Origin of the sequence: Acinetobacter sp. NEB 394 (assembly GCF_013374795.1) — a bacterium.
Lineage (GTDB): Bacteria > Pseudomonadota > Gammaproteobacteria > Pseudomonadales > Moraxellaceae > Acinetobacter > Acinetobacter johnsonii.
Genome location: NZ_CP055277.1, coordinates 326,597 through 347,814 on the forward strand (window position 1 = coordinate 326,597; position 21,218 = coordinate 347,814).

The 21,218-nt window shown below is 36.4% G+C and carries 15 protein-coding genes and 3 pseudogenes; 15 read left to right on the forward strand and 3 right to left on the reverse strand.

All coding sequences use genetic code 11. From position 1 onward, the window contains the following. Window positions 1–279 precede the first annotated feature (279 nt). A pseudogene (locus HUK62_RS18935) lies at window positions 280–543 on the forward strand (hypothetical protein). 69 nt (window positions 544–612) lie between these two features. On the opposite strand, the gene HUK62_RS01495 reads toward HUK62_RS18935, so the two are convergent. Then, window positions 613–927, reverse strand: a complete 315-nt coding sequence (locus tag HUK62_RS01495; RefSeq protein ID WP_176536899.1) for a hypothetical protein — start codon at window positions 925–927, stop codon at window positions 613–615. A 99-nt stretch (window positions 928–1,026) separates the two neighbouring features. Then, a complete protein-coding gene (locus tag HUK62_RS01500; protein WP_114836477.1) occupies window positions 1,027–1,356 on the reverse strand; it encodes a DUF4236 domain-containing protein in 330 nt (109 codons plus the stop codon). Between the two features lie 151 nt (window positions 1,357–1,507). Between HUK62_RS01500 and HUK62_RS19260 the strand changes: the two are divergent. Further along, window positions 1,508–2,086, forward strand: a pseudogene (locus tag HUK62_RS19260) (class I SAM-dependent methyltransferase); the annotation flags it as partial. A gap of 147 nt (window positions 2,087–2,233) precedes the next feature. Beyond that, a pseudogene (locus HUK62_RS19265) lies at window positions 2,234–2,707 on the forward strand (GIY-YIG nuclease family protein); the annotation flags it as partial. A gap of 45 nt (window positions 2,708–2,752) precedes the next feature. Here the strand turns inward: HUK62_RS19265 and HUK62_RS01510 are convergent. Beyond that, on the reverse strand, window positions 2,753–3,415 hold the full coding sequence (locus tag HUK62_RS01510) for an IS1595-like element ISAcra1 family transposase (RefSeq protein WP_016651315.1): 663 nt from the start codon (window positions 3,413–3,415) through the stop codon (window positions 2,753–2,755). A gap of 71 nt (window positions 3,416–3,486) precedes the next feature. Between HUK62_RS01510 and HUK62_RS01515 the strand changes: the two genes are divergently transcribed. From HUK62_RS01515 to HUK62_RS01570, 12 genes are all read left to right on the forward strand, one after another. Beyond that, window positions 3,487–4,488 (forward strand): HNH endonuclease signature motif containing protein, encoded by a 1,002-nt coding sequence (locus HUK62_RS01515; protein WP_176538426.1) that lies wholly within the window; start codon window positions 3,487–3,489, stop codon window positions 4,486–4,488. A 225-nt stretch (window positions 4,489–4,713) separates the two neighbouring features. Further along, a complete protein-coding gene (locus HUK62_RS01520; RefSeq protein ID WP_176536901.1) occupies window positions 4,714–6,282 on the forward strand; it encodes a type I restriction-modification system subunit M in 1,569 nt (522 codons plus the stop codon). Continuing rightward, window positions 6,282–7,478, forward strand: a complete 1,197-nt coding sequence (locus tag HUK62_RS01525; RefSeq protein ID WP_176536902.1) for a restriction endonuclease subunit S — start codon at window positions 6,282–6,284, stop codon at window positions 7,476–7,478. Before HUK62_RS01520 ends, HUK62_RS01525 begins: the two co-directional genes overlap by 1 nt. A gap of 44 nt (window positions 7,479–7,522) precedes the next feature. Further along, a complete protein-coding gene (locus tag HUK62_RS01530) occupies window positions 7,523–8,635 on the forward strand; it encodes a hypothetical protein (RefSeq protein ID WP_176536903.1) in 1,113 nt (370 codons plus the stop codon). Window positions 8,636–8,646: 11 nt separating this feature from the next. Beyond that, window positions 8,647–9,498 (forward strand): hypothetical protein, encoded by an 852-nt coding sequence (locus HUK62_RS01535; RefSeq protein WP_176536904.1) that lies wholly within the window; start codon window positions 8,647–8,649, stop codon window positions 9,496–9,498. An 18-nt stretch (window positions 9,499–9,516) separates the two neighbouring features. Then, window positions 9,517–9,882, forward strand: a complete 366-nt coding sequence (locus HUK62_RS01540; RefSeq protein WP_176536905.1) for a hypothetical protein — start codon at window positions 9,517–9,519, stop codon at window positions 9,880–9,882. Between the two features lie 180 nt (window positions 9,883–10,062). Beyond that, window positions 10,063–12,939 carry a type I restriction endonuclease subunit R gene (locus HUK62_RS01545; RefSeq protein ID WP_176536906.1) on the forward strand — a complete coding sequence of 959 codons (2,877 nt, stop codon included), beginning with the start codon at window positions 10,063–10,065 and terminating at the stop codon, window positions 12,937–12,939. Between the two features lie 623 nt (window positions 12,940–13,562). Next, on the forward strand, window positions 13,563–18,323 hold the full coding sequence (locus HUK62_RS01550; protein ID WP_176536907.1) for a DUF4011 domain-containing protein: 4,761 nt from the start codon (window positions 13,563–13,565) through the stop codon (window positions 18,321–18,323). 52 nt (window positions 18,324–18,375) lie between these two features. After that, window positions 18,376–18,852 carry a helix-turn-helix domain-containing protein gene (locus HUK62_RS01555; RefSeq protein WP_176536908.1) on the forward strand — a complete coding sequence of 159 codons (477 nt, stop codon included), beginning with the start codon at window positions 18,376–18,378 and terminating at the stop codon, window positions 18,850–18,852. After that, window positions 18,848–19,387, forward strand: a complete 540-nt coding sequence (locus HUK62_RS01560) for an IS630 family transposase (protein WP_126038012.1) — start codon at window positions 18,848–18,850, stop codon at window positions 19,385–19,387. Before HUK62_RS01555 ends, HUK62_RS01560 begins: the two co-directional genes overlap by 5 nt. A gap of 253 nt (window positions 19,388–19,640) precedes the next feature. After that, window positions 19,641–20,006, forward strand: a complete 366-nt coding sequence (locus HUK62_RS18880) for a GreA/GreB family elongation factor (RefSeq protein ID WP_218015307.1) — start codon at window positions 19,641–19,643, stop codon at window positions 20,004–20,006. A gap of 66 nt (window positions 20,007–20,072) precedes the next feature. Then, window positions 20,073–21,205 (forward strand): IS3 family transposase gene (locus tag HUK62_RS01570; RefSeq protein WP_227554019.1). Its coding sequence is split into 2 segments (ribosomal slippage): window positions 20,073–20,325 and window positions 20,325–21,205, totalling 1,134 coding nucleotides; the frame shifts between segments, so codons are not numbered across the junction. The last annotated feature ends 13 nt before the right edge of the window (window positions 21,206–21,218 follow it).

Sequence of the window (21,218 nt, forward strand, 5' to 3'; positions counted from 1 at the left end):
GTTTTTAAAGTTTATTTATTATTGAAAGTTTCAAATTTTCCTCCTCGATTAGATACTCACTATTAGTTAGCTATATTTGTGAGTTGGCAAAAAATATCATGTTTCTATTATGATGTTCACATAGCAGATTACAATGAATACAGTAGGGATGAGTATAGTTGATTATTACAATAACAATGCTCAAATTTGATCTTTTTTAATGGTAATTAAAACCAAACAGGAGTCAATTTTTGATAAGTATGTAGACAAATTTAACATGATTGATATCGGGAGCCGTATATGGAAATTAAACAACTGAAACAGGTAGAAGTCGTTACAGATGTTGTATGTGATGTATGCAACCAATCAACGAAACTGGAGTTTGGAACTTTATCGGCGCATTGAGGCTATGGTTCCAAGCATGACGGGGAAAGATATGAATTGCAGTTATGTGAGAAATGTTTCTTTTATGCCTTGGCGACATTAATAAAAGAGCGAGCAGATGAGTTTATGTTTGATGAAAATTTTGACCCTTCAACCCTGGATGGGTTTGGGTTGAAGTGAACCTATCATCGCGATAGGTTCTAAGAATTCAGAAAATACTGATTCATATCCACGCTAGCAGCTTCATTTTTAATGGCGAGTAAGGGATTCAGGAAAAATATTTTTCTTTGCTTCGAGGTCACTGAGTTCGGAAAATGCTTGAATACCGCCTGCGGCTTTAATTCCATCTAAAGCAACGGATAGAGCTTCCTGATCTGACGGGAATGTTTCATCCCATACCGTAGAAGTACCATTTTGGTTTACCACTTCCAGTGTCCAATCACTATCGGGTAATCGATAAATTAGAACTTCAATTTGCTCATTATCCTGTTGTAAAATTTGAGATAAGGGAGAATCGATTAAATCATTTTCATCATAATCCAGAGTATTGTCATTATCAGACATTAGCGGCAGCCTTTATTGTATTTAACATCCGTCCATAGTAATGAATGAATTAAATTTTGCCTAGCAGTGGATATTATGGGGTACAAAGAATGGCTAAATTCAAAAAATAATTGCCCCGACAATAAAACAAAATAATCCAAAAACCACCCAAATCCAGACATTCGATTTGGGTTGCTCAGTACGTGATGTATAGAACGGTTGTTGTTCCTGAGTAGGATTTTTTTGGTTGCCAACTCTCTTCTTATAGGGCTGGTGTTTTGAATAGGATAGGCCTGTGCCAGGAATACCAACGCTGGTTCGGGTGCCTTTTTTTCCAACATTTAAAGAAGCACCAGGTTTGCCAATGCTCGCGCTACTAATGCCTTTATGCGTCAGATTGATTTTTAATCCAGGTAATATTTTAATACTCTTGCGAAATCTGAAGCCCATATTTTTTCCATTTACAAGAACCAGTTTGGTTTCTATCTCAGTTGTCGGGATACAGTGAAATAAAAGTTTGATTCATTCATAGGACTGATCATTTGACTTAGCTAGTGAAATATCAGTATGTTCTTTAACATAAGATATTGGCTTTTAGACAATGAATCAAACATCAAATTATTACAATCAACATGCTCAAGCATTTTTTGAAAATACCTATCAGGTTGAGATGGAAAGTCTTTACACACCATTTCTAAGATATTTGCCGGAACAGGCATTGATCCTGGATTTTGGCTGTGGCTCGGGGCGGGACACTTTGGCATTTAAGAAAAAAGGCTATCAAGTTGAGGCAATTGATTATTCTATCGAGCTGGTTGAAAAGGCGAGAGAGCTGACAGGCATCGAGGTACGTCAGCAAAGTTTTTATGAGCTGAATGAAGTAGCTAAGTATGATGGGATTTGGGCCTGTGCTTCTCTTTTACACTGTGAAAGAGATCGCCTGACTGAAGTGTTGGGGCGCTTATTTAAAGCATTAAAGCCAAATGGTGTGTGTTACATGTCTTTTAAATATGGCGATTCAGACCGTGAGAAAGAAGGGCGCAGCTTTACTGACTTGAATGAGCAGCAAGCTTACGACTTACTCAAACAAATAGATCAGGCTTTACTGTTACAGCAATGGATTACTGTAGATAAACGTCCAGACCGTACAGAAGAGTGGATCAACGTAATATGGAAAAAGCAATCACATGCTTTTGATTATTACCCGCAGCGTTTATACAATCGTGCCGAGTTAATGAAAGAGCCCTCTTTGATTCCTGCAGAACACGGGATTTATTTTTGGTGGTTCAAAACAAATCCACCGGGAATCCCAACAAAAAACTGTATAACGTATCAAGAATATACTTTGTTGTATGTTGGCATATCGCCTGACAAAAAGACTAAACCAAATAGTAAATCAAACTTGAGAATACGGCTTAAAACACACTTTGCAGGTAACGCAGAAGGTTCAACGCTAAGACGAACATTGGGCATACTTCTGGCTGAGATGAGTGGGTATCCGCTTAGAAGAGTAGGTACAGGTAATCGCATGACTTTCACGCATTCAGGTGAACAATGGCTGGATGCATGGCTTGAAGATAATGCATATGTGTCTTGGATAATTTGTGAAGAACCTTGGAATGTTGAGGAAAAGGTTTTTGAACAAACGATACTGCCACTCAATTTGAAAGGTAATCAGCACGAGTTTAAAGAAACCCTTTCAGCTATGCGTAAAAAAGCCATTCAAAATGCGAAAATGATGGAAATCGCTACGGAAGCAGGATTACAAAGACAGGTGAAGCTTCAACATGTGGCAGGATGATCACTTAATAGAAAAGGCTCTAGACTAGCAGATTTACACTTAATTTTACCTAATGAGGTTCCACAGCTCAGTTGCTAACTCATTAGGTTCCCTCATCCAACGCCATTCAGTTTCTTTAAGATGATAATCAAAGTACTCTTTTGATATGCCGTTAAACTTTGCTAGCCTTCTTTTACAAAAGCTCCAAAATGATTCTATTCCATTTATATGGCATTGTCCTCTAGCAAACTCATTTGCTCCGTGATTTACCCTAAAATGCTTTGAATAACCCACATCAACAAGACCATTATAGCCACGCCATCCATCACTATAAATCACACTCTCAAGTGAAACTTTACCAATGATAACCTCTTGTAAAGTCTTCATTTTACAGTCAGGTACGATTTCAGTATAGACGCGCCCATTACGTTCGAATATTCCAAACACTGGCTGTTTTAGAGTCCCACGACCACGCTTTAACTTTCCATGAAACCCACGTTGCCTTTTCGCTCCAAAATAGCTTTCATCTACTTCTATTGAACCAACAAACTTAGCTCTTAAATCTGTTTGATGATCATAGATAGTTTCTCTAAAAAGCATGTACCAATAATTAATCGTATTACGATTTAAATTGAGTAATAAGGCTGTTTTGGAAGCAGGAATATCAACACAAAAGCATTGAATAATTTTTTTAATCTTGTAGTGACTTAATTTACTGTTTTCTATCATTATTCTAGACTAACATAATTATTCTGCTAGTCTAGAGCCTAGAAAATAATAAACCTACACCCAACGAGCAGCTGAAATTTTTGAAGCATATTCAGCAGATATTGCAGTCAGGGACTTTTACTTCGACATATAAGTTTGCTTTGCTGATAAGTATCACACGTCTCGCGATTGAACAGGGGCAAGATACTGGTGCTGCCTTGCATTTGGAATATCAGGATATTGCTGAAAAGTTTATTGACCTGTACTGGAAACAATCACTGCCGTTTCAGTTTAACCAGTATGAGCCTTTTACTATTCATCAAAGCACTGGTAAGCAGGCAAAGATCATCACTGAAATCCAGAATGCACAGCAACAATTCAAGACCTTGGCTGCGTTGAGAAAGGATGTACTTTACTGGAACAGGTTGAAGCGAGCAGTTGCAACAACGGTAAAGCAAATGCCGGTGGTATATTTGCAGAATCTGAATGGTCAAACGGTAGAATTTCTTTATTGCCTTGAAGACTCTAAACAGTCCCTCAACTTGTTGCCCAAGGTGATGTATTGCTTAAGACAATTTAGTGAAATCATTGAAGAGTTATGCCAGAAGCGCTGGATTGATTTTGTTCGGCTGAATAAGCAGAATCTGGTTGTATTAGATGGGTTACCTGACCTAGATGAATTCATGTTTGCTCCAAGTCGTAATCAATTGGGGCAGGTCGCGGACTTCTTAATTGACTTACAGCAATGCCAGTGTTTTTACTGTGGAAAAAGTCTCAAAAATTCAAAATATGCCGTGGATCATTTTATTCCATGGTCATTATATCCTGCCGATACCGGACATAATTTTGTCCTGGCGGATGAAAAGTGCAACTCACAAAAAAGTAATTATTTGGCGTCAGAACAATTTCTGCAACAGTGGCAGGAGCGGAACTATCTACATGATCAATCTATTGTTCGGGAAATTTCTCAATTAGGTTTTTTAACCGATCTGCAACGTTCGCATCGGGTTGCCGACTGGGCGTATAAGCAGGCAATAGAGAATGAATATTTAGTCTGGCTAGGTGGAAAATATAAACATATATTAGGTGTTTAGTCCCATATCTGGAGTACTTTAATGTCTTTATTTTTCTGTAGTGAAGATTACTGGAGTAGGCTGCTATATAGTTTAGATTATGTCTCTATCTAGCGCCTGAATTGACAGATTACATCGCTTGACCACGACAATTCATGTCCTTGTCCACCTTTTTACTGCTGCATAATTTAGAATTTTAGGTAAAATCATTTTATTAATGATTTACTTATTTGGACTCCTATAACAATGACCCACGTACAACTGCAACAATTACAAAAACAACTTTGGAATATTGCCAATACTTTGCGTGGCACCATGGGCGCCGATGAATTCCGTGATTACATTCTGGGTTTTATTTTCTTTAAATATTTATCAGAAAAATCGGTGAACTTTGCCAACGAATTGCTCGATGGTGAAGACGTCAGCTTTTTAGAATTTGATGAAAATAATGCTGAGCATGTGCCCTACATCGAAGAAATTAAAAAGAATGCCATTGCCGAAGTCGGTTATGCGCTCACACCCAAACAGCTATTCCATACCTTAGCCGAGCGTGGTCGTCAGGGCGAATTCATTCTGGATGATTTAACGGCAACCTTAAAATCAATTGAACAAAGCACGTTAGGCACCGACTCTGCCGATGACTTTGCCAACCTGTTTGAAGATTTGGATCTAAACTCGACCAAGCTTGGCAATAATGCCAGTGACCGTAATGCACTGGTGGCGAAAGTCCTGAGTCATTTAGATGATATTGATTTTGATATTAGTAATACCGAAGCCGATGTACTGGGGGATGCTTACGAGTACCTGATTGGCGAATTTGCCTCAGGCGCGGGCAAAAAAGCGGGGGAATTTTACACCCCGCAAACGGTATCGACTTTATTGGCAAAGATTGTCACCCAAGGCAAAGACCGTTTACGTTCAGTCTATGACCCGACTTGTGGTTCAGGTTCGTTGTTGCTTCGGGTAAAACGTGAAGTGAAAGATGTCGATATGATTTACGGTCAGGAGATGAACCGTACCACTTACAACTTGGCACGCATGAACATGATTCTGCATGATGTGCATTTTGCCAAGTTCGACATCAAGCAGGAAAATACTTTAACCCGTCCGCAGCATTTAGATAAAAAGTTTGATGCGGTGGTGGCGAATCCGCCATTTTCTGCAAAATGGTCTGCCGATCCGTTATTTTTACAAGATGAACGTTTTGCTGCGTATGGCAAACTGGCGCCAAGTTCTAAAGCCGATATGGCGTTTGTACAGCACATGCTGTATCAACTCGATGACAACGGCACCATGGCGGTGGTGTTACCACATGGTGTCTTGTTTCGTGGTTCGAGCGAGGGCGTGATTCGTCAGTATTTGATTGAACAGTTGAATGTGGTGGATGCGATTATTGGTCTACCCGCCAATATTTTCTATGGCACGTCTATTCCGACCTGTATTTTGGTGTTGAAGAAAAACCGTGAGCAGAGCGGCAATATTCTGTTTATTGATGCCAGCAATGATTTTGAAAAGCAGAAGAACCAAAACAAGTTATTGCTTGAGCATCTGGATAAGATTGTTGCGGCATTTGAAAAGCGTGAAAATATTGAAAAATATGCGCATGTGGCGACCTTGCAAGAAGTCAAAGATAACGATTACAACCTGAATATTCCGCGTTATGTGGATACCTTTGAAGCGGAAGCCGAGATTGATTTAGATGCGATTGCCAAACAGCTTCAAGCTTTGGAACAAGACAGCCAAAAGACCGATGCCATCATTGCGGATTTCTGCAAAGAGCTAGGTATTGCTTCACCTTTTGCGGAGGTGAAGTAATGACTGTACCTAAGTTGCGGTTTAAAGAGTTTGATGGGGGGTGGACTAAAAGTACTATCCAATTTTTTATGGATAATAATTTTATTCTAGACCAAATGGATGGGAATCACGGTGAGCTGTATCCTAAATCAGAGGAGTTTAGTGCAACTGGTGTACCATATATCAGTGCGACAGACTTTAGCTTTGGTGATGTAAATTTTGCAACATGTAAAAGACTTCCGATTGAAAGAGCAAAGTTGTTCAAAAAAGGTATTGCAAAAAATGGAGATGTCTTGTTTGCGCATAACGCTACAGTCGGTCCAGTTGCAATTTTAAAAACAGATCTGGATTTTGTTATTCTTAGCACTACTGCTACTTATTACCGATGTGAAGCTACATATTTAAACAATCATTATTTAAAAAATTATTTTGAATCCGATTTTTTTGTTCAACAATATTTTGGCATTATGAGCCAATCAACAAGAAATCAAGTTCCTATTACAACGCAGCGTAAATTGAATATTGCAGTTCCAAATATTCAAGAACAAACCAAAATCGCCTCTTTCCTTTCCGCAGTCGATGAAAAGATCAGCCAACTCACGCAAAAACATGAACTGCTGAGCCAATATAAACAAGGCATGATGCAAAAGCTGTTTAGCCAGCAGCTTCGTTTTAAAGCGGATGATGGCAGTGAGTTTGGGGAGTGGGAAAATTCATATATTGGCAATGAGTGTAAAATTACTACAGGAAACAAAGACACACAAAATAAAGTAGATGATGGGTTGTATCCATTTTTTGTGCGATCTCAAACTGTTGAAAAAATTAATTCATACAGTATGGATTGTGAAGCAATTTTGACCTCTGGTGATGGTGTTGGCGTTGGGAAAAACTATCATTACATGAATGGTAAATTTGATTTTCATCAACGTGTATATTGTCTATACGAGTTTTCTGAAAGGCTTATAGGTAGGTATCTATATATTTATTTTTCTAATTATTTTTATGATCGAGTGAAGAGATTATCTGCAAAAAATTCCGTAGATTCTGTTCGTATGGATATGATTTCAAAAATGGAAATTAAATTACCTTGCTTAGAAGAACAAACCAAAATCGCTAATTTTTTATCTGCCATTGACCAAAAAATTGAAGTGGTGGCACAGCAAATTGAACAAGCCAAAACTTGGAAAACAGGCTTGTTGCAGCAGATGTTTGTGTGAATTTTAAGCTTTAGAGTTTTTTAATTTTTTTGTATGGGTGTGGAATGTTGGACTGGCAAAAGTGGAAATATGAAAATAGAGACAAGATTAAGCATATTGTTGGGTATGAAGAAAAATTTGTAGATGAAATTTTAAGTCAAATGCCAGAAATCTCCCCCGATGATGTTATCGCTCAGTATCCATTTAAAGATAATAAATCTGGTAATCGGTATATTGATTTCATGATCGTTAATAAAAGCAAAGGCTATCAATTGCCAATTGAGTTGGACGGTTACGCAAAAATCAATAATAAGGGGTATGAAAAGTTTAATGACTTTCTCGAGCGTCAGAATGATTTAATTCAACAATTTGGAATTGTCTTACGCTATACCAATAAAAAAGCATTTCAACAACAGCAACAAGTGATCCTTGAGATTCGTAAAGCATTACAAGCTCAAGTGAGCCATCAAATTACTGAACAATCTAAACAAAAACAGATTCAAGTTCTGATCGCTGAATATGAAGCTAAAATAGCCGATTATGAAAAACAGCAAACTACAAATAATTCACTAAATCATTCAGATGTTTCAAATGAGCTAAGCAATGTCAGAAAAGGTATAGATGCATTTAAACAAAATCATTTACAAGAACTACAAAATGTACAAAAAGAACTTTCAGAAATGAAAGGAAGGCAAACACAAGAGCTTGGCTCAGTTAAAAATGAAATCAAAAAACAGATTTATATCGGAGTAGGTCTTGTTGCCTCTATTGCTCTAGGTGCAGTGATATATATAAAATCAACCTCACAATCTGTTGAAAATATACCCATAACACAGCAAGTTTCATCTAGTTATATTTCATCAGATGTTCAGGCAGATCAAAATTCAACTTCAAGTGCGAATCATATTCAATCTATTCAAGCTAGTATGTATATTGGTCAAAATCGAATAGTATGCGGTAAGGTAGCCCAATTAAAAGAGTTCTCAAAAGGGGTGTATTTGAACTTCGATCAACCTTATCCAAAAGCAACATTTACAGTAGTCATTTGGAATAATAACTCTCACATCAGCAAACAACTGCGAAATGTAGAAAATAATACACTCTGTGTAAAAGGGATGATCGAGAATTACAAAGGCAAACCTCAGATGATTCTAGGCTCATTGGATCAAATCGTGTAAAGAGATATTTAATGATTGCTTTCATAATTTTTTTTGCTGGCTTAGTTGCTATCGGGATTGTTTTAAGTATTTGTAATTTCTTTTCAGAAACCTATCAGGAGGTGAAAGAAAAAGAGCGATACGATCTTGAACAAAAGAAAAAACAAGATGAGTTTGCGCTAGAAGCACAGAGGAAGAAGGCTGAACAAGAATTAGAGTTTAGAAAGCAAGCAGGTCTTGATCCTATATACCAAGAACAGACTCGCAAGAATAAACAATATAAGGCTGTAATTGTTAGCTTGATTGGTTTGATAATTTTTATTGGTGGCTATATTTTATTTTCAAACAATGAATCTGTAGTTGCTAGAGAAGATCACATACTTCTTAACGCAGAAGAAATAGCAGATGCCTCACGACAATTGCCAGTGGACAGTCAACAAAATCAACACTTGCCAGAAAGATTTATACCATCGAATGTGCATGAGCAACAAATAGAAACTGATACAGCATCAACTACTAAACCAATTGATCAACCTAAAATTGAAGAGCCAAGACAGGCTGTTTTAAATCCATTTGAAGGCAATATAGACGATAAAAATTTATCGACATCTGGTCAGATTTCAGTATATGAAGCAGATGCACATATTGGAGAAAGTACGATTGTGTGTGGTGAAGTGAGTCAAATTTCACAAACATCAAAAGCAACGTATATAAATTTTGGAGGTATATATCCAAAACATAAATTCAGTGCAGTGATTTGGTCAAACAACATCATGCCGACATCAGAGGGTAGCAATATTTGTATCACTGGCTTAGTCGAAAGCTATAAAGGTGTTCCTCAAATTGTGATTCGCTCTGTAGAAAATCAGATTTCAAGCTATTAAATACTTAAGGTGTACCCTATGCTAAAAAAAATATTAATGACTTCTTTGTTGTCTATGGCGAGCTTAAATGCTTTTTCGCAGGAAATTAAAATTGAGGCAATTAAAGCTCCATTCCATGTTGGTAAGACCGTGATGGCATGTGGGCAGTTAGCTGAGATTAAGCATTTAGAAAATCGGCACTATTTAAACCTTGATCGAATGTATCCGAATCAAACGTTGACGCTATTAGTTTGGGACAATAACTACAAATGGTTTGAAGAGCGTTTCGGTCGTATTGATGGCATGGTGGGTAAGCGTTTCTGTGCTCGAGGAACAATTGAAGAATATAAAAACAATTTGCAAATGAAGGTGAATAATCCTCAGTTTTTGAGATTAATGCACTGATTCTACAAAAGTTTTCTATGTGGTATTCCTCTTATCAAGTCTTTAAATGAGATTAATGAAAAATATGCGTTGCACAGATTTTGTTTAAATAGAGTCTAAAATTTGATAAATAGCTAAAACTATGCTTAGTTATTGTATTGGTTAAGTTGTTGTTAAATATTGATTTAAAGTGATGGTGAAATGACAGTACAAAGCGAATACCAACTTGAAAATGAACTGATTAGCCAGCTCAAGCAATTGGGTTATGCCTCAGTGATGCTCAAGGATGAACGCCAACTACTGTCTAACCTCAAAACCCAAGTCGAACGTGCCAATGGACTTGCACCATTATCAGAAACGGAATGGAAGCAGGTGATTAGCTTTCTCAATACAGGTACGGTATTTGAACGAGCTAAAAACCTACGTGACCAGTTTCCTGTTAAATTTGATGATGGTTCAAGCAAGCACATTTTCTTTTTATCAGATGAGCCAAGCAAAAACGTATATCAGGTCACCAATCAAATCACCATCGACCACCGCGACTATAATGGCAGAACCAGCCGTTTTGATGTGACTTTACTGGTCAATGGTTTGCCTTTGGTACAGATTGAGCTGAAAAAGCGCGGTATGGAAATCGCCGAAGCCTTTAATCAAACCCAACGCTATATTCGTGAAGCCTATTGGGCAGGGCAAGGGCTGTTTGGCTTTATCCAGCTGTTTGTGATTAGTAATGGTGCCAATACTCGTTATTACTCCAACGGCACCACAGGCATCGAGTTTGCCTTTCCGTGGGCGGATGTTGCCAACAAACATATCAATGAAATTGTTGATTTTGCTGATGCCTTTTTAAATCATCAGCATCTAACCCAAATGCTGACCCAGTACATGGTGCTGCTAGAAACCACCAAAAGCCTGATGGTGCTGCGTCCCTATCAGATTTATGCAGTACAGAAAATTGTGGAGCATGGGCAAAACTCCGATCAGAACGGCTATATCTGGCACACTACCGGTTCAGGCAAAACCCTGACCTCATTTAAAGCCAGTCAGATCATCATGAATATGCCCGATGTTGAAAAGGTTTTATTTGTGGTGGATCGTAATGACCTCGACACGCAAACCTCACGTGAGTTTAATGCTTTTAAAGCTGAGAGTGTGGATAGCACAGACAGTACGCATACTTTGGTAAAACAACTCGATCAACGCCACGACAAGCTGATTGTGACCACCATCCAAAAGCTGAATCGTGCCATCAGTAATGACCGCTATCAGGAATACATCAATTACCTAAAAGACAAGAAAGTGGTGTTCATCTTTGATGAATGCCATCGCAGTCAATTTGGTGACACGCATCAGAACATTAAAAAGTTCTTTGGCAATGCGCAGATGTTTGGCTTCACAGGTACACCAATCTTTGAGGAAAACAGCCAATCCAAAGCAGGTTTGAAACTGACCACGGATTACCTGTTCAATCAGTGCTTACATCAATACGTGATTGTCGATGCGATACGTGACCGCAATGTATTGCAGTTCCAAATTGATTACCGTGGCAAATATACCGCTAAAGGGATGCAGAACAATCTTGATTGTGACGATGATGTTGAGGGGATTGATACCCAAGAGCTATACGACAATCCGCAACGACTGGAAATGATTGCACGTTATATCGTTGAGACACATGACACCAAAACCAAGAGTCGTGAATTCACGGCGATGTTCTGTGTTAGTTCAGTCGATACCTTGACCCAGTACTACGATTTGTTTGAGAAAGTCCAAGCTGAAAAGCAAATTGAAGATGAAGCACAAGGTCGGATATTTAAACCGTTGACTATTGCCACCATCTTTTCCTATGCTGCAAATGAGGCTGTACCGATTGATGACTTAAATGGCTTGATTCATGAAGAAGCCGCAGATATTCCAAGTCAGGTCAATTCATCCAGTCGGGATAAGCTAGATCGCTACATAGCGAATTACAATCGACAGTTTAAAACCAACTACAATTCTGGTGATCAATTTTATGCGTACTACCGCGACATTGCACAGCGCGTAAAAAACAGACAGATTGATATTCTAATTGTGGTAAATATGTTCCTTACAGGTTTTGACTCAAAGCCGTTAAATACCTTGTATGTCGATAAGAACCTTAAATATCATGGCTTGATTCAAGCGTTCTCACGCACCAACCGTGTCTATAACGATAAAAAACCATTTGGCAATATCATCAGTTTCCGTAACCTAAAACGCGCTACCGATGAAGCCTTGGCCCTGTTTTCTAATAAGGAAGCAAGAAAGACAGTACTGGTACCGAGCTTTGAAGAAATTCAACAGGATTATGCGGATGCAGTCGAAAAATTACTGAACATTACCCCCGACTATCAAGCCGTGGATGATTTGCTGACTGAAGATCAGCAACTGGAATTCATCAAGGCATTCCGCGAGGTCATGCGTTACAACGCACAACTGCAAACTTTTGTGGAATATGACCAAGATCAGACTGTTTTAGATAAACAACACTTTGCTAATTTCGCTTCGAAATATGCAGATCTATGTCGAGCAACTCGTAAAGCCACTAAAAAAGAAAAAGTCTCGGTGCTGGATGATGTCGATTTCCAATTGGATTTACTGCACAGCGACCGTATTAATGTGGGTTATATCCTGACATTGTTACAGATGGCGTTGAATGCTGAAACAGATGAGCAGCGTAAGAAATACGAAGCTCAAGTACATGATCTGATTGGCAGTGATATTAGCTTGCATAACAAACAAGACTTGATCCAAAAATTCATCGAAGAAAATATGCCGAAAATGATCAATGGACAGAGTGTACAAACAGCCTTTGCTCAGTTCTGGGATGCAGAGAAGGAACAGGCTTATCAATATTTCTGTGAGCAAGAAAACCTAAAACCTGAAGTGTTGAAACAGGTCTTGGATAATTACGAGTTCAATCAACGCTTGCCACGTAAAGAAGAAATGAAAGAGTTGCCTAACTTCAAAGTGAAGCTGTTTGAGCGAGACAATGTGCTAACCAATTTAATGGTAAAAACAAGACAGTTGATTGAAAAGTTTTATGTGGGATTTTAATTGAGGTAATAATTGGAACAAAATAATCGTATTAATTGTACCAGCTCAAAACTAATCTGATAGTTCCCCATTTTTTATTTTGCCTGTCAGGTTAAATTTGAGCTAAATTCTTCTCAGCCTAAATTCGTTTGTAAGCGTCCGCTGAAGAATATAGAAATCAGTTTATAAAACTGCTTAATTAACTGTCCAACTTTATGGGGTCAGATCAAAACAAGTGGGGACTTAAATTTATGACTACAAATAATCAGACATCCATCGCATCTCTTGCGAAAAACAAAGAACATACAGTGCTGAATTTAAACAGTAGATCGTTCATGCTTATAAAGCACCGGACGTTTCAATTGCTTCGGTCGCTTTGCAACATGGATTGAATACAAATCTTGTGACTAAATGAATTCGCTTAATTGATGCTAAGCAAGGGAATGATCGCTCACCACTAAGCGAATAAACCTGCATTTATTGCTTTATCCTGCTTTGCACCATTAGATTCTATTCCTACTGACATGTTAACGATTCAAATTATTTTATGGGGTTCAGTGGAGGCTTACAATATAAACATCAAATTGCTATCATAAAATATATAAAAATATTGCTTTTAAATTTTAGAGGTTTGTAAAAATTCAATGACTGAAGGTGCAGTGACATTTGCATATGATTCACTAGAATCTATTCGCAAAAGATTATTAGATTTAAGTTCAAGAAATGCACTATTAAATTATAAATTTCCTAGAGGCAAGTGTCTCCAATTTATTGAAACTACTCCAAATGCAGTATTTAAAGCATTAAGTGATAAAAAAACAATAGATTTAGCATCAATTCCAAAACCAACAGATGCTGAAATTAAGGCTTATTATCAGAGTGAAGGTAAAAAAGATTCTAATTTAAAGGATTTGACTCCTACTGCCGAATCCTGGGCAAAGCATTTGGGCTATCAAACTAGCTTTGATTTACAGCAAAATGACTTTTGTACTTCAATACATACCGATAGTGATTGTTTGCAGAGTTTGCTCTATCCAAAAGATTTAGAAACTAGAATTAAGCATATAAAACAGCAAGCTGAATCTTCACTTAGCGAAACTGGATCTAATGTTCTATATATAGCGATTGGCTTTTTAGAGTGGGCGGAAAGCAAAGATTCGTCAATGAGAAGGTTGGCTCCATTATTTACTTTGCCAGTCAAAATAGAGAAAAAATCAAAAACTAAGAATGGAGGTTATGATAGTTTTGAGATTTCTCTGCTAGATGATGGGCTTCTCAGTAATGTTACATTGCATGAGAAATTAAAGAATGAATTCGGATTGGAATTGCCATTATTAGATGAAGATATAGCACCGGAAGAATATTTTAACTTAATCGAACAAAATATTTTAGCTCATGAAAAAGGTTGGAAAATTCAACGTAAAGCGTGCATGTGTTTGTTGAACTTTACAAAGCAAGCGATGTATCAAGACTTAGATCCTAGCATTTGGCCAGAAAGTCATTCCATTGAACAACATCCAGTCATTCAACAATTATTCAGCAAAGTTGCAAAAGAAAAAGAGAATCATAGTTTCGATATAGAGTATGAAATTGATGAAATTGCTGATATTAATGAAAAATTTCCAATAATTTATGATGCTGATAGTTCACAACATAGTGCACTTATTGACGCTGTAAAAGGTGAAAACTTAGTTATTGAGGGTCCTCCTGGTTCAGGTAAGTCCCAAACTATTACTAACTTAATTGCTGCCGCTATTAATAATGGAAAAAAAGTACTCTTTGTTGCTGAAAAAATGGCTGCCTTAAATGTAGTAAAAGATAGATTAGATAAAGCAGATCTAGGTGGATTTTGTTTAGAATTACATAGCCATAAATCGAATAAATTAAAAATATTAAACGACTTAAGTGACCAATATAAAAAAATTGGGCAGTATACAAAGCCAAATCAATTGCAAGTAACAAAAAACAAATTAGATTTATGTAAGAGTAATTTAAATAAATATGTTAAGAGTATTAATAAGGAATGGGGTGCAACCAAACTTACAGCGCATGAAATTCTAGCTAAATCAGCTAAATTGAAAATATTTTTAGACATAAATCCTGAAGAGGTATTAATTGATAATTTAAATATAAGTGCATTAAGTCAAGATGAAATTTATAGTTATATCGACTGTGGGAGATTATTAGAAAATGCATTTATACAAACTCGTGATCAGAGTATAGATAAAAATATTTTTAAACATTACTGGTTTGGAGTTAATAAAATAAATCTAATCGATTCAGATAAGGTTGAAATTATTAATTCACTTAAGCAATGGAATACAGAATTAAAATCAATAAAGTCCTTAATTACGGAGGTCTTTTCTATTGATGATTTTAATTTAGATTATGTTGAAAAAATTGTTGTAAATGCGAATAAATTGCCAGAATTTGATGAAGAAATATCTTATGAATTAATACACCAATTAATTTCGAAAAAAGATATTTTAGAGGAATATATTAACTTATATTCTATAATAAATAAAAACTATATTGAAATTTCCTCTACATTTGATGAGAAATTCCTAGAAAATTTGGATATTCAACAGATTAATGATATTCAAGATTTGATTAATAAGAGTAATAAATTAGATAAAATTATCTCTTTCAATCAATTAGTAGAAGCAATAGATCGTTTGGAAAATATTAGAAAATCATTAATTGATTTAAGTCCTGATATTGAATTAGTTAAAAATAATATACCTTATGAACTTAAGAGTGTTTTTGGATATTCTGAGGAAAAATTCAAGGATATGGAGTTATTAGTAACTCATTTGAAATCTTTGCCATTTGAATTGCTAAAAATAAGAAATGAAATTTTTGATGAATCTAATATTGATCAATTTATATTGGAATTTGAGCCTGTATTTATTCAACTACAAAAAAATTATCTAGATTGTAAGGAAATTTATAATATAGATAATTTACCAGACCTAAATGATTTGGAAGTAAATTATAAAAATGTATGTATAGGTGGATTCTTTAAGTATTTTACTAGACGATGGTGGAAAGCAAGAAAATTCATCACAGATATGAGTAAAAATGAAAATACTCCATTTGGTGAGATACAGAATAACTTTTCTAAATTAATTGATTTTAGACAAAACATCGATATAGCTGATAGTTTAAATCAAAAATATAAAATTTTAGGTCATATGTATGATGGTGTTCATACACCTTTAGATGATATAAAAACTTTACGTGAATGGTATAAAGGTATTCGTCATGATTATGGTGTTGGTTTTGATGAGAGAGTAAAGATTGGTTCTGCTATCTTAAGACTAGAAAGCAATTTGATTCAATCTATCATTGAAGAATATGATCGCAAAATTGCACCAAAAATTAAAATCTCATTAAATCTATTGGAGGAATTTTCTACTTTATATAACAATAAAATTAAAGGTTTAAAAAATATTCATGAGATTGTTAATGAGAAAAGTGATATTTCATCTACATTGTCCGATCTTAAAGAGTTAAAGGATAATCTTCAGGCCTTAATTATTAATAAGAATAATTCACTTTTAACTATTGAAAATAAATTAAATTTGTTTAATGAAAATCTTCATAATTTAATTAGATTTGAAGAAATAAAGAGCAGTCACCCAGAAATATGCAATGAATGGGAGTTGAAAGAATTTAAAGGTAAGGCTAATCATTATGAGGTGGGTAGAGCAAATAAGGCTTTGAATTTATTGAAAGTAATTTCTGATTGTGATGATGTTATTAAACATAAATTGCTAGAGATTTTAAATTCGGAAAGTTATAAGAACTTCAAAGAAGTTAATAGTAAAATTGCATTTCATTTTAATAATGAGGCTAAATTAAAAATAAAGTTTAAAGATCATTCAGATGTAGATGAATCATGGATCGAACTACATAAAACTTCTTTTGATAATTTGATCAAAAGGAATGATCTAGCCTTGGATAATCAAGATTGGATATTTACTTGGAGTAATTATCAATCAGTTAAATCTAAAGCTGAAGCTTTAGGATTGAAAAATATTATTGGAAAGTTGGAAAATGGTACACTAGAGAGCTATTCATTAGTCGATACCGTACAGCTTTCTATATATTGTTCTTTAGCAAAGCATATTATCAATACTGATACGTTGATTCAGAAATTTAATGGGATGGAATTATCAACAATGGTTGATGATTTTAAGAATTATGATAATGAATTAATAGCTTTGCAGAGAAAACAGATTGCTAGCAATGCAGCAACAGTTGATGTACCCCAAGGAATTGCTTATGGTCGCGTATCAGATTTAACTGAATATTCTCTCATAGCTAAAGAATCTTTAAAAAAAATGAGACATATACCTATTAGGTCTTTGCTTGAGCGGGCACCCAATGCGATCCAGGCATTGAAACCATGTTTCATGATGAGTCCTATGTCTGTAGCTCAATACTTGAAGCCTGGTCTTTTTGATTTTGATTTAGTTATTATGGATGAAGCATCTCAAATTCTACCAGAGGATGCTATTGGTGCTTTGGCTCGTGGTAAAAGTGCGATTATTGTAGGAGATCCGAAACAATTACCTCCAACAAGTTTCTTTAGTACTTCTATAAACTTGGATAATACCGACGAAGAAGATTTAGTAGGAGTTGAAGATGCAGAAAGTATTTTAGATTCAGTTTCAATGTTTAAACAGAGACGCTTACGTTGGCATTATCGTTCGCGACATCAATCTTTAATTGCATTTTCGAATAAGCATTTTTATGACTCTGACCTTATTTTATTTCCTTCAGCAATACAAAGTTCGCCTGAATTAGGCATTCGATTCAAAAAAGTCTCAGGTACATTCAATTCAGGACGTAACTATGAGGAAGCTCAAGCTGTTGTTAATGAAGTATGTGAACTAATTCTTCAAAACACAGAAGAGTCGATAGGTATTGTTGCAATGAATAGCCAGCAACGAGATGAAATTGAAAACCAGCTAGAGCTTAAATTATCTGAAAACTCTTTATTACAGAGTTTATATGATAAAAAAATGAAATCTTTTGAGCCTATATTTATCAAAAATCTTGAAAATGTTCAGGGTGATGAAAGGGATGTTATTGTTATTTCGATGACTTATGGGCCAAGTCAGATTGCTGGAAAAGTATTTCAACGATTTGGTCCTATTAATCAGAGCTCTGGATGGAGACGTTTAAACGTGCTCTTTACTCGTTCGAAGAAGAGAATGCATATTATCTCATCAATGAATTCTACAGATATCCTGACATCTGATACTAGTAGTAAAGGGGTATCGGCCCTAAAAGAATTTTTGAGATATTGTGAGACAGGTTTCTTACATGAAGAAAAACAGACAGGTAAGGCTCCGGATAGTGATTTTGAAATAGCTGTAATGAAGGCATTAAGTTGACAAAAATAACTAAACATGCGAAAAGACATTTTTGGTTAAACGATGTTTGCACATGCCACGGATTGTTACCGTCCCACTCAGCTTAGAACAGCGTGCACAACTAATTCTCCTGACCAAGCATGCAGCACATTGGCGTGAAAGACAACGTGCCCAAACTATTCTCTGGCTTTCCGAAGGTAAAACTGTTGCCGAAGTTGCTGCGTTACAAGAGCGTATCCCAGAAACCATAAGGCTACAACGCCGACATTGGGAGCTACATCAGTTTGAATCGATTCAAGAAGGTCATCGCTCAGGCCGTCCCAATACACTGACATCAAACTATCAGGCTCAAATCTTAGAGTGGGTCAACACAAGCCCACTCAATGCAGAACAAATCCGAGTCAAACTGTATGAAAAATACGGTGTGTCCGTGTCTGTTGAAACTATTCGCAAGTTTTTGCGAGATTCAGGCATGGTCTTCAAACGCACCCGCCACAGCTTGAAAAAAAAGAGACCCGACCGCATTTGGACAAGCGCAACAGCAAATTGAAGCATTACGTGAGCAAGCGGCACGTGGTGAAATTGTATTGGGCTATGTCGACGAAACAGGATTTTCGGCTACGCCAGATAACCGTTATGCATGGACAAAGATAGGCGATGTTCATGCGGTTGACGCTGTAAGACTAAAGCGAGTTAATGTGATGGGTTGTCTCCTGTCAACGGGTCATCTGATCACCAGTTGCCTACAGGAGTCCGTTAACAGTCGCTGGTTTTATGCCTATTTGATGGGTGTAGCAGCACAGGTGAAACGCAGCTATCAAGTTCCTTTGGTGTTGATTGTTGACAATGCCTCGATTCATCGCAGCAAACAGATGGTAGATTGGCGCAAGCTTCTTGTACAAGAGTATTCAACGACTTTGTATTTTCTACCTGCGTATAGTCCTGAGCTGAATAGAATTGAGATGGTTTGGAAGCAGATGAAGTATAACTGGCGGGATTTTAAGGTAATGAAGGCAGATCAAATAGAGCGTTGGGTTGGGCAGATTTCAAAGGGTTTTGGTAATGAATACATGTTTACTTTTTAGTTGATACTTAGCAAAACATGGATATGAATGTGAACCGCAATTAGGTGTTGCAGGCTACTTCTTAGATCTGGCTGTTAAAAATCCAAATAATCCCGGAGAATATTTATTAGCAGTTGAGTGTGATGGTGCAACGTATCATTCAGCAAAATCTAGTCGTGATCGTGATCGATTACGTCAACAAATTTTAGAAAGTTTAGGGTGGAGGATACACCGTATTTGGTCAACAGATTGGTTCAAAAACTCTCAAGAGCAAATGCAAATTTTGCTAGAAAAATTGAGTAATCTAAAACCATTGATTGAGAATAATAGAGCTGAGCTAAATATTAAATTATCGAAAGCATCAGTTAAAGAAAATCAATATGCATTAGCATTCGAAAATATAGCTGAGGATTTCAATGATTTTGTGGAGGTAAATGATTTAGTAAAATATGTGGATAGTAGAAATTCTGAGAAAATTGTTAGTGTGAAAATTTCTAATAACTTTAACAATTATCAGGAAGGTATTACCCACAGTAATAGCCCATTGGGACAAGTATTACTTGGGCTTACAATAGGGGAAAGCTCAGTATTATCCTTGCCAAGTGGTGATGTAAATATAGAGGTGGATCAGGAAATTTGAACAACACTTATAAGTGATATTTTGCTCCCCAAATGATGTTATAAACATCAATATATGGAGTATTTTATGACACGTAGACCAAGAAGAAATCATTCAAATGACTTTAAAGCTAAGGTAGCACTTGCTGCGATTAAAGCAGAAAAAACACTTGCTGAATTGAGTGCTGAATTTGATGTTCATCAAAACCAAATTATTGACTGGAAAAATCAACTGATTTCAGCTTCCTCGCAAGCTTTCGATCAATCAAAAGCTCCAACAGAACCACCCATCGATCTAAAAAAACTACATGCAAAAATCGGTGAGCAGGCATTAGAAATTGATTTTTTAGAAGGTGTGTTGAAGAAACTGGGCCGCTTCAACCACAAAAGTTAATCGATGACTCACTTCAGATTTCAGTATCTAAGCAAGCTAAGCTGCTGAAAGTCTCCCGTGGTTGTTATTACTATCGCCCAAAACCTGTGAGTGAATCAGATCTGAAGCTGATGCGCTGTATGGATGAGTTACATATGCAATACCCTTTTGCAGGTAGCCGTATGATGCGTGATTTATTGAATCGTCAAGGACATCATATAGGACGACGTCATACACGTACTTTAATGAAGAAAATGGGCATTAATGCGTTATATCGTAAACCAAATCTAAGTCAGGCCAATCAAGCTCACCGTAAATATCCATATCTGCTCAAAGGATTGGCTATTCAGCGCAGTAATCAAGTGTGGTGTACGGATATAACGTATATCCCTATGGCAAAAGGCTTTGTTTATTTATGTGCTGTGATTGATTGGCATAGCCGCAAGGTACTTGCGCATAGGGTATCGATTAGTATGGAGGTGGATTTTTGTATTTCGGCTTTAAATGAAGCAATTGAAAAATATGGATCACCTGAAATATTTAATACAGACCAAGGCAGTCAGTTCACCAGTGATGCATTTATTGATGTATTGAAATCAAATGGCATTCAAATCAGTATGGATGGTAAAGGTCGATGGATTGATAATGTGATGGTTGAACGATTATGGCGGAGCGTTAAATATGAAGAGGTGTATCTCAAAGCTTATAGCAGTGTCACAGATGCGAAAAAGCAATTGAGTGCATATTTTGAGTTTTATAATTTGAAACGACCTCATTCGAGTCTGGACAAAATGACTCCAGATGAGTTTTACTATGACCAGCTACCACAACAAAATAAGGTAGCTTAACTAGAGCAGAATA

What these genes read in the sequence shown, in the direction of transcription:
- HUK62_RS01495 (WP_176536899.1), bottom strand. Translation starts at nt 927, where the DNA reads ATGTCTGATAATGACAATACTCTGGATTATGATGAAAATGATTTAATC.
- HUK62_RS01500 (WP_114836477.1), bottom strand. Translation starts at nt 1,356, where the DNA reads ATGGGCTTCAGATTTCGCAAGAGTATTAAAATATTACCTGGATTAAAA.
- HUK62_RS01510 (WP_016651315.1), bottom strand. Translation starts at nt 3,415, where the DNA reads ATGATAGAAAACAGTAAATTAAGTCACTACAAGATTAAAAAAATTATT.
- HUK62_RS01520 (WP_176536901.1), top strand. Translation starts at nt 4,714, where the DNA reads ATGACCCACGTACAACTGCAACAATTACAAAAACAACTTTGGAATATT.
- HUK62_RS01525 (WP_176536902.1), top strand. Translation starts at nt 6,282, where the DNA reads ATGACTGTACCTAAGTTGCGGTTTAAAGAGTTTGATGGGGGGTGGACT.
- HUK62_RS01530 (WP_176536903.1), top strand. Translation starts at nt 7,523, where the DNA reads ATGTTGGACTGGCAAAAGTGGAAATATGAAAATAGAGACAAGATTAAG.
- HUK62_RS01535 (WP_176536904.1), top strand. Translation starts at nt 8,647, where the DNA reads ATGATTGCTTTCATAATTTTTTTTGCTGGCTTAGTTGCTATCGGGATT.
- HUK62_RS01540 (WP_176536905.1), top strand. Translation starts at nt 9,517, where the DNA reads ATGCTAAAAAAAATATTAATGACTTCTTTGTTGTCTATGGCGAGCTTA.
- HUK62_RS01545 (WP_176536906.1), top strand. Translation starts at nt 10,063, where the DNA reads ATGACAGTACAAAGCGAATACCAACTTGAAAATGAACTGATTAGCCAG.
- HUK62_RS01550 (WP_176536907.1), top strand. Translation starts at nt 13,563, where the DNA reads ATGACTGAAGGTGCAGTGACATTTGCATATGATTCACTAGAATCTATT.
- HUK62_RS01555 (WP_176536908.1), top strand. Translation starts at nt 18,376, where the DNA reads ATGCCACGGATTGTTACCGTCCCACTCAGCTTAGAACAGCGTGCACAA.
- HUK62_RS18880 (WP_218015307.1), top strand. Translation starts at nt 19,641, where the DNA reads ATGCAAATTTTGCTAGAAAAATTGAGTAATCTAAAACCATTGATTGAG.